Genomic DNA, 13,608 nt, shown 5'->3' with positions numbered 1-13,608 from the left:
ACGATGAACCTCTCATTCCATGCGTAGGGCCGCGAGCGACGAGGTGCTGCCCGCGGGAATCACGAACAACGCTCAGGAGGCGCCCGTCCGGGCCACGCGCCTCGCCTGACGCCCACGCCGCAGCACGGCGCCGGCCAGCACGCCGTGCCGGGGCGCGAGCAGCCAGGCCAGTAGGAACACGGCAGTGGCGACGAGCACGATCGTGCCGCCGACCGGGAGGTCCAGGCTCCACGACAGGTACAGGCCCACGAGCGCCGATCCCCCGCCGATGGTCGGGCCGAGCAGCATCATCGGCGCGAGCCGGTCGGTCAGCAGCCGGGCGGCGGCAGCCGGGGTGACCAGGAGCGCGAGGACGAGCACGTTGCCGATGGTCTGCACCGAGATCACGATCGCGGCCGCGACCACCACGTAGAGCAGCAGGTCGAGCCGCAGGACGGGCAGCCCGAGAGCGCGCGCGCTCTCCCGGTCCAGGCTGACGGCGACCAGCTCCTTGTGGAACATGAACAGCACGGCCATCAGGACCAGCCCGACCACGACCGCGATCAGCACGTCCTCGTCAGGGATGCCGACGATGGACCCGAACAGGAAGTCCTGCAACGACCCCGCGTACCCGGGCGCGCCCGAGATGATCACGATCCCGAGCGCGAACGCGGCGACGAAGAAGACGCCGATCACCGAGTCCTCGCGCAGCCGGCGGTTCTGCGCGAACAGCGCGACCAGCAGCGCCGTGGTGATCCCGGCGATGGCCCCGCCCAGCACGAGCGAGCCCTGCAGCACGAACGCCACCGCGAGCCCGGGGAAGACTGCGTGCGCCACGGCGTCGCCGATGAAGGCCATGCCGCGCAGCACCACGTGGGTGCCGACCACGCCGCACACCACGCTGGAGAGCACCGCCATGAGCAGCGCCTTGGGCAGGAAGGCGAGGTCGGGATTGAGCAGGTCGTGGACGAAGTCGATGGGCGAGATCATGCGCTGCCGCCCCCGTCCGGCGAGCCGGTCGTCCGTGCCTTGGCGACCTGAGCGATCGCCGTCAGCAGCGGCGAGCCGGCGGAGACACCGAACGCCGTCATCCAGGGTTCCGGACCGGCCAGCTCCGCGGGCGTGCCGGACGCGACGACGGTCCGGTTCAGCAGGCACAGCCGGTCGCACGCGTGGACCGCACCCACCAGGTCGTGGTTCGTCATGATCACGGCTCGTTCCTCGTCCGCCAGCTCGCGGAACAGCTCGGTCAGGTGTTCCTGGGTGGGTACGTCCAGGCCGGTGAACGGCTCGTCCAGCAGAAGGATCCGCGGGTCGAGGGCCAGTGCCCTGGCTACCAGGACCCGCTGGCGCTGGCCGCCGGAGAGCTCGCCGACGGGCCGGGCCCGCAGGTGGGTCATCTCCACGCGGTCCAGCGCCCGGCGTACCGCTCGGTAATCCTCCGTCCGGGCACCGCGCAACCAGCCGATCCGGGCCACGCGCCCGGTGAGCACCGCCTCCTCCACGGTGACGGGGAAGTCCCAGGCGAACTCGTGGCGCTGCGGCACGTAGCCGATCGAGCGCGTCGCGCGTGCCGACCTCGTGCGCGCGCGGCCCGAGCGCGCGTCCTGTCCCTCGATGGTGATCCGGCCGGACGACGGCACCAGGCCAAGCACGGCGCGCAGCAGCGTCGTCTTGCCCGCGCCGTTCGGGCCGACCAGGCCCAGCAGCTCGCCCTCGGCGACCTCGAGCCGGACGTCGTCCAGCACGGGCCGCCCGCCGAGCGCGACGGCAAGGTCCCGCACCTGCAGCACGGGTGCGGGTCCCGGTCGGGCCGCGGCGCTCGCGTCGACCGCGACCGTCGCCGTCACGACGCGTCCCCGGTGGCCTGATCGGCCGCGTCCCGCGCCCGGCGGGCACGCAGGACGCGACCGACCACGACCAGGAGCAGGACCACCGCGGCCAGCGCGGCACCCCAGACCAGCATTGCGGAGCCGCCGCTGTCCGACGACGGCGCGCCCGCCTCGGGTGCGTCCGTCACCTCCGTGGCCGGGTCCGCAGCCGGCGAGGCGTCCGACGAGGCGGCGCCGTCCGCCGTCTGCTCGTCCGCCGTGTCGGACGCCGTGTCGGACGTCGTGTCGGCGGCCACCGCCGCGAGCGCCTGCGCCGGATCGGTGTCCTGGCCGACGGCGAACACGAGGGTGCTCTCGTCCTCGGCCTGGGTCCCGTCGGCCAGGTCGGCGAGCGTGGTCACGTCCAGCCGGTAGATGCCCGGCTCTGTGAACACCCAGTTGGCGTGGACGTGGGTGTTGACCTCCATCCACAGCTCCTGCGGCAGGGGTTCGCCCGAGTCCCACAGCACGTTGGGCGGCCCGGTCACGCCCTCCTGCAGGAACACGAACAGCTCTCCGGGGCCGTCCAGCCCGTCGAGCCGGAGCGTCGCTCCCTGCTCGACCGAGTCCACGACGCGGGGGTCCTGCGTGTTCCAGCCCAGCCAGACGACGTCGGGTGTCTGTGTCTGCGGGACGACGTGCAGCGGGGTGCCCGGCTCGACGCCGAGGAACTCGTAGTCCGGGCCGTCCGGTGCTGGCAGCACCGCCGCGTCGCCGAGGTGCAGGACGGTCCGCGCGGGGTCGCGCCAGACGGACGGGACCTCGCGGTCGTCGCGCGCGAGCATCGTCCACTCGTCGTCGAGGAAGCGGGGGCCGACGTCGACGTGGCCGTCGGTCACGACGGCGTCCTCTGTCACGACCTCTTCGCCTGCTTCGACCGTCTGCTCCAGCCCGGCGTCGTCCTCGGTGCCGGCCAGGGCGGCCGGTGCGGCACCGATCGCGAGGCCGGCGAGCAGCACGGCCATGCACGCGGCCGCCGTGCGGCTCCGCGTGGTCGGCGATGTCATGGGGTACTCCTTCATGTCAGGCACCGGCGGAGGCTGTCGGCGTTGGCGCGCATCAGGTCGACGTAGGTGGTGACGCGGTCGTCGAACGCGTCGGAGTAGATCTCGCAGACCCGCAGGTCGTTCTCGTGCGCCACCTCGGTGAGCACGGTGGACCGCGCGGCGAGGTTGGGTTCGAGGAACACGGCAGGCACGTCGAGCGCCTGGACGGTCCGGGTGAGCTTGATCCGGTCGGCCACGCTGGGCTCGGCGGCAGGGTTGGGCGTCACGAAGCCGGCGATGTCGACGTCGTACGCCTTGCCGAGGTAGGCGAACGCGTCGTGCGTGGTGACCAGGTGCCTGCGGGAGCGGGGGATCTGGGCGATCGTCCGTTCGACGTAGGCGTCCGTGCGACGCAGCTGGGCCAGATAAGCCTCTGCGTTGGCCCGGAACTGGTCCGCCTGGTCCGGCGCGGCCGCGACCAGGGTGTCGCGGATGACCTCCACGTACGCCTGGGCGTTGCGGACGTCCTGCCACAGGTGGGGGTCGATCTCGCCGTGGACGTGCTTGCCCAGCACGGCCTGGGGCAGCAGGTACACCTGGTCCCCTGGTCTGCCGAGGAATCCGAAGCCCGGCTGGTTGGGCACGGAGGCGAGCGCCTTGTTCGGCACCGAGACGACGGTCGACGCGGGGTCGAGCGTCTCCGCGTGCGTGTGCGTGGCGGCGCCGTGGGGACTCTGGGACTGGGGACTCTGAGACTCGTCCGCGTCCTGGTCCGGGCTCTCCCCCGCCGGTGTGTCGGCCTGCAGCACGATCGCTCCGTCGTCGAGGTCCACGGTGACGTCCGCGTGCCCGCTGTCGAGCACCCGGGCGTCCGCCATGCCGGGCACGGAGTGCGGATCCACACCGACGGCGAAGGTCACCGACGTCTCCCCCAGCGGCCGCGGGTCCTCGCCGGGCTCGACCACCAGGTCCGACTCCATCGCTACCTTGTAGATGCCTGGTTCGGTGAATGCCCAGCTCATGTGGGTGTGTGCGTCCGTTGGCAGCGTCGCGGTGTCGCGGGCGTACCCGTCGGTGGCGTCGAACCCGTCGCCAGAGTCGAAGTAGACCCGCGGCTGCCCGAAGGTCTCGGTCAGGTATCCGGCCAGGCGGCCCGGCCCGTCCACGTCCGTCACCCTGAGCCGGGCCTCCGACGCCCGCGTCGCGCCGAGCTCCTCGCCGGTGCCGCTCACACGGAGCCCGAGCCAGATGGTGTCCAGGTTGACGTTCTCGACCAGCGGGATCACCTCGGCGGCGTACTTCGTGGCCGACTCGGCCAGCGAGATGTTCGGGGCTCCGTCGGGCAGGTTCGCGTCAAGGGTGGTGACCACCGAGTGGTCCTCCAGCAGCAGGTAGTTGCTGAAGGCCACGTCGGCGTAGACCACGTCGCGTACGTCACGCAGGGTCGGGTCGTAGGAGTGCGGGTCGCCTGTCGGCGGCACGATCGACGTCACCTCGACGTCGTCACCGGCCACGTTGCGCACCAGGTCGGCCAGGACGCCGGTGGTCGTGACCACGCGGAGCCGGTCGTCGTCCGCCGCACCGCTGCCGCCGGCGCAGCCGGCGAGGACCAGCGAGCCCGCCGCGATCATGCTGACCGCGGCGGGCCGCCATGGTGGGGTCGTGGTCATGCCCGACGACGACGGGCGACGACGACGAGCACCGCGCCCATCAGCACGAGGAGACCTGCCAGGGCGAGCGGCTGGAACACGCTCGCGCCCGTGCTCGCCAGCGCGGCACGCTGAGCGGCGCTCAGGTCACACTCCCCGCCCGACGCCGTACGTCCCACGAAGCTGGTCTGCGTCGTGGTTCCCGTCGTGGGCTCCGACGTGGGCTCGGACGTGGGCTCGGACGTGGTTCCCGACGTGTCACCCACCGAGAACTTCAGCGTGGCCGCGGCCGAGGCCGTGCCGCCGCTCTTCAGGGGGACCGACTGCGTCACCGTCACGGAGTAGGCGCCCGGCTCTGTGAACGCCCAGTTGGCGTGCACGTGCTGGTTGAGCGGCACGGACAGGGACTTCGGGAACCCGGACATGGTGCCGAAGCTCTTGGCCCCCACGCCCCCGAACGTGCCGGTGGCGTACACACCCAGCTCCCCGGGGCCCTCGACGCCGTCGAGCGTGAAGGTGACCGGACCGTCCGCTGCCTCGATCAGGCTGGGATGCTGCGTGTTCCAGCCGATCCACGGAACGCCCGGCTCCTGGACCTGACCGACCGACCAGATCGTCGAACCGGGCGTGCCGAGGAACGCGAACTCGCTGCCCGTCGGCACCTCGTGCTCCGCGGCCTCGCCCAGCCGGAAGGTGAGCGACGCCGGGTCGACCCAGGACGAGGGCTGCTCGCGGTCGTCCTTCACCCGGGCGACGAGCTCGCCGTCCTGCACCATCGAGCCGAAGTCGAAGTGGCCGGAGCTGATGCCGTCCGCCTCGGACGCGCCCGACCCGGGCGTGCCCGCCTCGGGCGTGCTGACCTCCCGCTCGACCTGCTCCGCGATGCACTGCTCGGGCTGGACGCCCGGGCCGGTCCCGCCGGTCGCCGGGTCACCGCTCGCATCGCTGCCGGGAGCGTTATCGGGACCGTTGCCGGGCTCGCTACCGGGTTCGTTGCCGGGTTCGCCGTCCGGCGTCGTGCCCGGGTCCTTGCCGGGGTCCGTGCCCGGGTCCGTGTCAGGGCCCTTGCCGGGGCCGTCCGTCTGCTGGCCTCCCGCCCGGAAGTGATAGTCGGCGGGCGGCCCGGTGATCGTGCGACCGTCGGCCGTGCGCAAGCGCGGGGTCACCTCAAGGTGGTAGTCACCCTCTGCGGTGAAGACCCAGTTGGTGTGCACGTGCGCGTTCGCCGCGATCGGGATGGTCCCGCCGTCCGACGACGTCGTGTCGAGGTACCGGTTGACCGGCTGACCGAACGAGTCGTTCTGGAACGTGAACACGTCGCCCGGGCCGTCGACCCGCACCACGAGCGACACCGGGCTGCCGGAAGCCGGCGTGATCCCCGTCCCGGCCAGCGACGACAGCAGCCGCTCGGTGCTCCAGCCCGCCCACGGCAGGTACTCCTGGTCACTGCCTGTCTGAGAACCGAGCCAGGCGGCCTGGCCACCGTGCTCGCCGAGGAAGGCCCACGCGCCGGTCGCTTCGGGCAGCCGGACCTCGCCGCGGGCGTCCTCGTAGGCCAGCGTCACGTCCTCCGGCGACCGGTAGACCGTGCGGTCCGCATGGATGCGGCTGTCGTCCTTGACCGACAGTGTCAGGTGCTCCGCCTCGGCGTCGTAGCTGGTCTCGAACGCGTCGACGTGCCCGTGGTCCAGCACGTACTCGCGGTCGGCGTCGTCACCGTCGGGTTCCTCGGCTCCCGGGTCCGTTGGCGTGGGGTCCGGGGTCGGCGTGGGCGTCGGTTCTGGAGTCGGCTCCGGAGTCGGCTCCGGAGTCGGCGTCGGCGTGGGCGTCGGCGTCGGAGCCGGCCGCGCCTCGACCGAGAGGGTCACCGGCTCGGAGGTCCCCGCCGTGCGGTCGCCGTCGAGCAGGACCGCACGCACGCGTGCGCCGTCGTCCGCCGTCGTGAGGCTGCGCTCGTAGGTGGCGGCCTCCTGGCCGTCGACCGGTGCGAACTGGCCGCCGCCCGCTGGCGCGACCTCCCACCGGTGGACCGACAGCCCGGTCGGCGGGTCCTGGGTGGCGGTCAGCACGGCGGTGTCGCCCTCGGTGTGCTCGGCCCGGTCGGCCGTGACGGTGAGCGCCGTCGTGACGGGTCGCTCACCCACCCGGACGTGGTAGGTCGCGGGATCCCCTGTCACCGTGCCGCCGTCGGCCGTCGCGAGGGACGGGCGCACGGTCAGCGTGTAGTCGCCCTCCGCTGTGAAGATCCAGTTGGTGTGCACGTGCGCGTTGGCCGCCACGGGGATGGTCCCGCCGTCGGACGTCGTCGTGTCGAGGTACCGGTTGACCGGCTGCCCGAAGGCGTCGTTCTGGAAGGTGAGGACGTCACCCGGCCCGTCGACCACGACGTCGAGCGACACGGGCTGACCCGATGCGGGTGTGATGCCGGTCCCGGCCAGCGAGTCCAGCAGCCGCTCGGTGCTCCAGCCGACCCAGGGGGCATGCTCCTGGTCGCCGCCCGTCTGCGAACCGAGCCAGACCGTGGATCCGCCGTGCTCACCGAGGAACCCCCAGCTGCCCTCGGCCGCGGGGAGCGTGACCCGGCTCTGGGGGTCCTCGTAGGCGAACGTCGTCGACTCGGGCGCTCGGAAGACGGGCTCGCTGTCGTAGATGCGGGTGTCGTCCCGGACCGACAGCACGAGCTTGCCGGCGTCGGCGTCGTAGGTGGTCTCGAACCCGTCGACGTGGCCGCGGTCCAGGACGTGCTCGCGGTCCGCGACGGCAGTGCGGACGGGTATCGCCTCGGCAGTGCTGACCGCGGGGACGACGAACGCCGCGAGGAGCGCGGTCATGCCGACGAGCGCTGTGCCTGCACGAGGTATCGCCGCTGGAGGGCGGCGAAGGGCGGTGACTCTCACCACTAGGGATCCTTTCTGGGGGCGAATCATCTAGGGTCGGACAACTGGGGAGATTGATAATCATTCCCGCTAATCGGGTACAGTGAAGCAGAGTTGAGAACGGTTCTCAACTATCTCCGTGACTATCCCCGTGCGACCGCGACCCTGGTCACCTACCACCCCGCTGCCGGCCCCCCCTCGTCCCCTCGCTCTCCGCCTCGATCTCCGTGGCGCCGGTTCGCCCGGCGACGCTCCAGGTCAGCCGACGGCGTTGACGACGCCGCCGATGACGACCGCGGTGACCGTCGTCCAGCCGATGATCGCGAGCGCCTGCCAGATCAGGATGCGGGCCTTGCCCACGCCGGAGGCAGCGAGCATCGTGGCGGTGAAGTGCGTGGGCAGCAGCAGCGGGCCGAGCAAGCTCACGCCCGGTACTCCGTAGCGCTCGTAGGCGCGCTGGAACTTCGCCCTGCGCACGGAGCTGCGACCGCCATCGAGGTTGTCGTCGAGGCCGTCGTCCGGCGCCGCCCCCGGTGCGGGCCCGCCGACCGGCACGCCGTCCCGTGCCCGGACCTTCGCGCGGTGCCGGGTCACGACGGCGTCGTGCGCACCGGAGCCGAGCAGCACGAGCGCGGCCACGACGAGGAAGTTGCCGGCCATCGCGGCGATCGCGGCGACGACCGGGTGGATGCCGCCGAGGATGCCGATCGCCGCGCCGCCCTCGCCCTCGATGAACGGGATCGCCCCCGCTGCCGCGACGATCAGCGGCTGCACGAGCTCGGGCACCTGCCCGACGAGGTCCTGGAGGGTGTCGACGAGGTCCATGGTGTGCTCCTGTGGTCGTGGGTGCCGGGGTGAGCCCCCGGTGCTGACCCCAGTCCACAGGTCGGGCGGCCTGCGCAGAAGTGCCCTCATGTCACTGCTCCCCGGGCCCTTCGCACGCCGCGTCCATGACATGTGTCATGCCCGTAGCCTGGGCGGATGAGGAGCCAGGCCGAGCGTGCCGCCGCCGCGTCCGCTGCGGCGGAAGCCCACAGTGCACTGCGGCTCACCCGGGGCATCAGTGCGACCTGGTGGTATGTGGCCGTGGCGGTCGTGGTCTTCGAGCTGACCGTAGTTCTCTTCGCGGTGAGCGCCCTCGCCGAAGGCGGCCCCAGCGGCGTCGCGGTCGTCGTCGGGGTCTGCGGGCTGCTGTGGTGGGCCGCGACCCTGCTCCCCCTGGCCGACTACCGGCACCGGACGGACGCCGCGCCGTTGCTGGTCTGGCGACGCCATCTGGTGCCGCTGCTGATCGGCGCGGCCTACGGGCTCGCGGCCGGGGTCGCCACCGGGACCTGGTTGCTGGCGGTCCTGCCCGTGATCCAGGTGGTCATGCTGCTGAACTGGCCGCCGGGCGTGCGCCTGCGCGTGGTGCTGGCCGCTACCGCCCTGCTCGTCGCCCTGTCGGTGGTCGACATCCACTCGACCATCGGGATGAACGGCGGCACGAGCTGGTACCAGCTGGTCTTCTTCGCCGTCGCCCTTCCCGGCATGACCGTCTCCTCGCTGTGGTGGTGGGACGTGCTCGTCGCGCTCGACCGGGCCCGCACCTCGGAGGCGAAGCTCGCGGCGACCCAGGAACGGCTGCGGCTCGCGACGGACGTGCACGACCTGCAGGGCCACCACCTCCAGGTCATCGCCCTCCAGCTGGAGCTCGCCGAGCGGCTCATGCCCGCGGACCCCCAGGCGGGCATGGAGCAGCTGCATGCCGCACGCGCCAGCGTGGACGACGCGCGGCAGGGCACCCGCGACCTGGCCACCCGCTTCCGCTCCGTCCCGCTGCGCGACGAGCTCGCCAACGCGGTCGACCTGTTGCGCGCCGGGGGCATGACGGCCGAGGCCGCGGTGGACCCGGAGGCGTCGCAGGCGCCGGCCTCCGCACTGGGGCCGGTCATCCGCGAGACGACGACGAACGTGCTGCGCCACGGCAGCGGCGGGTGGGCACGCCTCTCCCTCACCCGCTCGGACCGGTCGTGGCGCTACGAGATCGCCAACGACGCCGGCACCGACGTCCCGGACAGCGCTGGCGGTTCGGGCCTGGCGGGCGTCGCACGGCGGGCGGCGGAGGCGGGCGGGGACCTCGAGGTGCGCCACGAGGGCGGTACGTTCGCCGTGGTCGTCACGGTGCCTGCTGGAGAGACGGTGCCCGCCGGAGAAGAGGAACTCGGATGATCCGTGTGCTGCTCGCCGACGACGAGGGGATGATCCGGTCCGCTCTGGCCGCGCTGCTGCGCCTGGAAGCGGATATCGAGATCGTGGCGGAGTGCGCCGACGGCGCGGAGGCCGTCGCCGCCGCCGAGCGCCTCAGGCCGGATGTCTGCCTGCTGGACCTCGAGATGCCGCAGCTCGACGGCGTGCAGGTCACCGAGAGGCTGAACCGCACGGTCGCCACCCGGTGCGTGATCGTCACCCGCCATGCCCGGCCCGGCGTCCTGCGGCGCGCACTGGCTTCGGGAGCCGCCGGGTTCCTGCCCAAGTCCCGCGGTGCCGACGAGGTCGCTTCCGTCATCCGCCGCGTCGCGGCGGGCGGGCGGTACATCGATCCGGAGCTCGCGGCCGACGCGCTGAGCGACGAACGCTCACCACTGACCGACCGTGAGCTCGATGTGCTGCGCGCGGGCCGGCACGGCGAGACGACCCGCCAGATCGCCCGCACCCTGTCGCTCGCGCCTGGCACGGTGCGCAACCATGTCTCGGCCGTGCTGGGGAAGCTCTCGGTCGGCACCCGGCAGCAGGCGGTGCTCCTCGCGGAGGAACGCGGCTGGATCTGAGCGGTACCTCGCGGTACCTCTGCGTGGGCCTGGTCGGGAGCGCATCGTCCCCCTACACTGACGACGGCTGGTTGAAACGATGCAATGGAGCATGACCTTCTCAACCCGGACGATCGACGACGATCGCATACGCCTGGAGGCGCCATGACCCTGGACCGCAGACTGTTCCTGAAGACCGCCGGCGTCGCGTCCACCGCCGCTGCCCTGCCCCTCGGCGCCGTCGCCGCCGCGGCGGACGAGACCCGGCACGGCGGCGCCGGCGCCGTGCGGCTGAACGACCCGCTCGTCGAGAAGAAGACCAGCCCGCTCGGGCTCGACGTCGACCGTCCCCGGTTCTCCTGGACCGTCGAGTCGAACCGGCGCGGTGTCGAGCAGGAGTCCTACCGGGTGCGGGTCAGCACCCGTGGACCGCGCCCCCGTGAGGTGTGGGACAGCGGCGTCGTGCCGTCCCGCGAGTCGGCGAACGTCGAGTACGAGGGCCCTGCCCTGCGCGCAGCCACGGACCACACCTGGCGGGTGGACGTCGCGACGACGCACGGGACGAGCACGACGACGTCGGACTTCCGCACCGGGCTGTACGACGAGAGCGACTGGGCCGGCGCCGAGTGGATCGGCAACGAGCGCCGCTCGGACGAGGTCACCGACCTGAGGTTCGACGGTGCCTCCTGGATCTGGCTGGCGGAGGGCCGGCTGCCGGACCAGGACCGGGCGTTCCGGCTCACGCTGGCCGCCCCGGACGGTGCGTCTGCTGTGCAAGCCGAGGTCCTGGTCACCGCCGACGACTCGTTCACGCTCTGGGTCGACGGCGCCGAGGCCGGCGGGACCGAGCCCGTCGAGAACGGCTGGCAGGGCGCACGCTTCTACGAGGCAGACGTGTCCGGGGACACGACGGTCGTCGCCGTGCGCGGCACGAACGACGCGGTCAGCGCGGGCGCTGTGCTCGCCGTCGTGCGCGTGACCTGGTCGGACGGGACGACGTCGACCGCCGCGACCGGGAGCGCCTGGAAGGCCGCGACCCAGTTCCCCGCGGACTTCGCGCGGCCGGACCTCGACGACTCCGGCTGGGACCAGGCCGTCGAGATCGCACCCTACGGCTCAGGCCCGTGGGGCCGAGGGGTACGGCTGCCGACGCAGGAGCCCCTGCCGGCGCCGCTGCTCCGGAAGGAGCTGGCGGTCGGGCCGCGTCTCGAGCGCGCCACGCTCTACCTGGCCGCCGGCGGGTACGCGAACGTGTCGCTGAACGGCAGGCCTGCTGACGACCACGTGCTCTCGCCAGGGTTCGCCGACTACGACGACACCGTCCAGTACACCGCTGTCGACCTGACGCGGAGGCTGCGGCGGGGCCGCAACGCGCTGGGCATCGAGCTGGGCCGCGGCTTCTACGGGATGACCGGCGGCAACGTGTGGCGGTGGCAGGCGCCGCCGTGGCACGACGAGCCCGTCGTGCGTGCGGTGCTGCACCTGGAGTACGCCGGGGGCGGCGTCGAGCAGGTGGTCACGGACGCGACCTGGCGGATCCACGACGGCCCCACCGTGTTCGACGACCTCTACGGCGGCGAGGCGTACGACGCGCGCCGGACCGTGCCCGGCTGGGACACTGTCGGGTTCGACGACGGCGGGTGGGCGGCCGCCTCAGTGGCGTCCGGCCCGCAGGGCGTCCTGGTCAACCAGCGCCAGCAGCCGATCAAGCTGATGGACTCGCTGCCCGCCGTCGGGGTCACGGAGCCGGAGCCGGGCGTCTACGTGGTGAAGTTCCCCCGGGTGCTCGCGGGCTGGGTGCGGTACACCGCGACCGGTCCGGCCGGGGCGACGATCCGGGCCGCTCACGGCGAGAAGCTCACCGCCGGCGGTCGCGTGAACATGAGCAACAACGGCGGGTTCCAGGCCGGGTTCCAGACCGACCGCTTCACGCTGGCCGGGACGTCCGAGCCGGAGACGTGGGAACCGGCCTTCTCCTACAAGGGCTTCCAGTACATCGAGGTCACCGGGTGGCCGCAGGACGGCCCGCCGCCGCTGTCGGCGTTCACCGCGAAGGTGGTGCACACGGCCGCCGAGGAGACCGGGGCGTTCGACAGCTCCAGCGAGATCATGAACCGGACCCACCGCGCCGTGGTCGACACGCTGAAGAACAACATCCACGGCATCCCGACCGACACGCCGATGTTCGAGAAGAACGGCTGGACCGGCGACGCCGCCGTCGGCGCCGAGATGTTCCTGACGAACCTCGACGTGCACGAGCTGTTCGCCAAGTGGCTGCGCGACGTGCACGAGACGCGGGACGCCCAGGGCCGGCCGCTGGTCATCGCGCCCAGCTCCGGCGACTGGGGCGAGTGGGGCGTGTGCCCACCGTGGCACGCGGCCTACGTGATGATCCCCTGGTGGCTCTACCAGTACGGCGGCGACAAGCGCGTGCTGGCCGAGTGCTACGACGGGATGAAGACGTACGTCGACCTCGAGTTCGACCGGTCCAAGGGCGGCATCGTCCCCGACGCGCGGCTCGGTGACTGGGTCAGCCCCGAGGCTAGCCCCGCGGGCGGCAACGCGCCCGAGGACCTCCGCGTCTCCGCCACCGCCTTCCTCTACGCCATGACCACCTCCATGCGGCGCAGCGCCGGGTTCCTCGGCAAGGCGGCCGACGTCGAGCACTTCGCCCGGAACGCGGCCACGATCAAGGCCGCGTTCAACGAGACCTTTCTCGACCTCGGCGCCGGCCACTACCGCGGCGACGGGGACCGGGGGTACCGGCAGACGCACAACGTGCTGGCCGTGGCCTTCGGGCTCGTGCCGGACACCGCGACGACGCAGCGGGTGGTCGGGAGCATCGTCGCCGACGTGCGCGCCAAGGGCACCACGCTCAACACGGGCGTGCTCGGCACCAAGTGGCTGCTGCCGGTGCTGACCCAGCACGGGCACGCCGACGTCGCCTACGAGCTCGCCGTGCAGACGGCCTACCCGAGCTGGGGCTACATGATCGAGAACGGTGCCACCTCCATGTGGGAGCACTGGTCGCTGGAGGCACGGTCCTACGGGCACTACTTCCTCGGCACCGTGGACGACTGGTTCTACCAGCACGTCGCCGGTATCCAGGCGTCGGCCGACACCGGCTACCGGGACATCACGATCGCCCCTGCGGTCACCGAGCACCTGGACCGGGCCAAGGCCTCGATCCGGACGCCGTACGGCACGGTCGCGAGCGACTGGCGGCGCACGGGCGGCCGGCTGAGGCTCACCGTGACCGTCCCCGTCGGGGCGACGGCGACGGTGCGCCTGCCCACCGGCGACCCCGCCGCCGTCACGGAGCGGGGTCGCCCGCTCGCGGACGCGGAGGGCGTCACGGGCGTGTCGGTCGAGGACGGCGCGGTCCTGGTGCGGATCGGGTCGGGTCGGTACGCCTTCGTCGCGTAGCGACCGGACCGGACGGCTCCGAGGCCGACACG

At 72.4% G+C, this 13,608-nt stretch carries 9 protein-coding genes; 3 read left to right on the top strand and 6 right to left on the bottom strand.

Annotated elements, in window-relative coordinates; translation table 11 throughout:
• Positions 1–72 precede the first annotated feature (72 nt).
• From APR04_RS22160 to APR04_RS22135, 6 genes are all read right to left on the bottom strand, one after another.
• Positions 73–969 (bottom strand): anchored repeat-type ABC transporter permease subunit, encoded by an 897-nt coding sequence (locus APR04_RS22160; protein WP_253874372.1) that lies wholly within the window; start codon positions 967–969, stop codon positions 73–75.
• Entirely contained in the window at positions 966–1,829 is an 864-nt protein-coding gene (locus APR04_RS22155; RefSeq protein ID WP_253874370.1) for an anchored repeat-type ABC transporter ATP-binding subunit, read from the bottom strand. Before APR04_RS22155 ends, APR04_RS22160 begins: the two co-directional genes overlap by 4 nt.
• On the bottom strand, positions 1,826–2,857 hold the full coding sequence (locus APR04_RS22150) for a TIGR03773 family transporter-associated surface protein (protein ID WP_253874368.1): 1,032 nt from the start codon (positions 2,855–2,857) through the stop codon (positions 1,826–1,828). Before APR04_RS22150 ends, APR04_RS22155 begins: the two co-directional genes overlap by 4 nt.
• 11 nt (positions 2,858–2,868) lie before the next feature.
• Positions 2,869–4,506 (bottom strand): anchored repeat ABC transporter, substrate-binding protein, encoded by a 1,638-nt coding sequence (locus APR04_RS22145; protein ID WP_253874366.1) that lies wholly within the window; start codon positions 4,504–4,506, stop codon positions 2,869–2,871.
• Positions 4,503–7,382: a TIGR03773 family transporter-associated surface protein gene (locus tag APR04_RS22140; RefSeq protein WP_253874364.1), complete on the bottom strand. Its 2,880-nt coding sequence runs from the start codon at positions 7,380–7,382 to the stop codon at positions 4,503–4,505. The genes APR04_RS22145 and APR04_RS22140 overlap by 4 nt, the downstream gene beginning before the upstream one ends.
• A gap of 237 nt (positions 7,383–7,619) precedes the next feature.
• Positions 7,620–8,186 carry a small multidrug efflux protein gene (locus tag APR04_RS22135; protein WP_253874362.1) on the bottom strand — a complete coding sequence of 189 codons (567 nt, stop codon included), beginning with the start codon at positions 8,184–8,186 and terminating at the stop codon, positions 7,620–7,622.
• A gap of 156 nt (positions 8,187–8,342) precedes the next feature.
• Here APR04_RS22135 and APR04_RS22130 point away from each other — a divergent pair, with 156 nt between their 5' ends.
• The 3 genes from APR04_RS22130 to APR04_RS22120 all read left to right on the top strand — a co-directional run bounded on the left by APR04_RS22130 (position 8,343) and on the right by APR04_RS22120 (position 13,576).
• The gene (locus tag APR04_RS22130; RefSeq protein ID WP_253874360.1) at positions 8,343–9,572 is read left to right on the top strand and encodes a sensor histidine kinase; all 1,230 of its coding nucleotides are present in this window, start codon (positions 8,343–8,345) and stop codon (positions 9,570–9,572) included.
• Positions 9,569–10,171, top strand: a complete 603-nt coding sequence (locus tag APR04_RS22125) for a response regulator transcription factor (RefSeq protein WP_253874358.1) — start codon at positions 9,569–9,571, stop codon at positions 10,169–10,171. Before APR04_RS22130 ends, APR04_RS22125 begins: the two co-directional genes overlap by 4 nt.
• A 144-nt stretch (positions 10,172–10,315) precedes the next feature.
• Positions 10,316–13,576, top strand: coding sequence for a family 78 glycoside hydrolase catalytic domain (locus APR04_RS22120; RefSeq protein ID WP_253874356.1), 3,261 nt, complete (start codon positions 10,316–10,318; stop codon positions 13,574–13,576).
• Positions 13,577–13,608: the final 32 nt, after the last annotated feature.

The organism is Promicromonospora umidemergens (assembly GCF_024171995.1).
GTDB classification, from domain to species: Bacteria; Actinomycetota; Actinomycetes; order Actinomycetales; family Cellulomonadaceae; genus Promicromonospora; species Promicromonospora umidemergens.
Note: the sequence above shows the minus strand (reverse complement) of the source record. Positions and strands in the feature narration are given on the sequence as shown.

What these genes read in the sequence shown, in the direction of transcription:
- APR04_RS22160 (WP_253874372.1), bottom strand. Translation starts at nt 969, where the DNA reads ATGATCTCGCCCATCGACTTCGTCCACGACCTGCTCAATCCCGACCTC.
- APR04_RS22150 (WP_253874368.1), bottom strand. Translation starts at nt 2,857, where the DNA reads ATGACATCGCCGACCACGCGGAGCCGCACGGCGGCCGCGTGCATGGCC.
- APR04_RS22145 (WP_253874366.1), bottom strand. Translation starts at nt 4,506, where the DNA reads ATGACCACGACCCCACCATGGCGGCCCGCCGCGGTCAGCATGATCGCG.
- APR04_RS22135 (WP_253874362.1), bottom strand. Translation starts at nt 8,186, where the DNA reads ATGGACCTCGTCGACACCCTCCAGGACCTCGTCGGGCAGGTGCCCGAG.
- APR04_RS22130 (WP_253874360.1), top strand. Translation starts at nt 8,343, where the DNA reads ATGAGGAGCCAGGCCGAGCGTGCCGCCGCCGCGTCCGCTGCGGCGGAA.
- APR04_RS22125 (WP_253874358.1), top strand. Translation starts at nt 9,569, where the DNA reads ATGATCCGTGTGCTGCTCGCCGACGACGAGGGGATGATCCGGTCCGCT.
- APR04_RS22120 (WP_253874356.1), top strand. Translation starts at nt 10,316, where the DNA reads ATGACCCTGGACCGCAGACTGTTCCTGAAGACCGCCGGCGTCGCGTCC.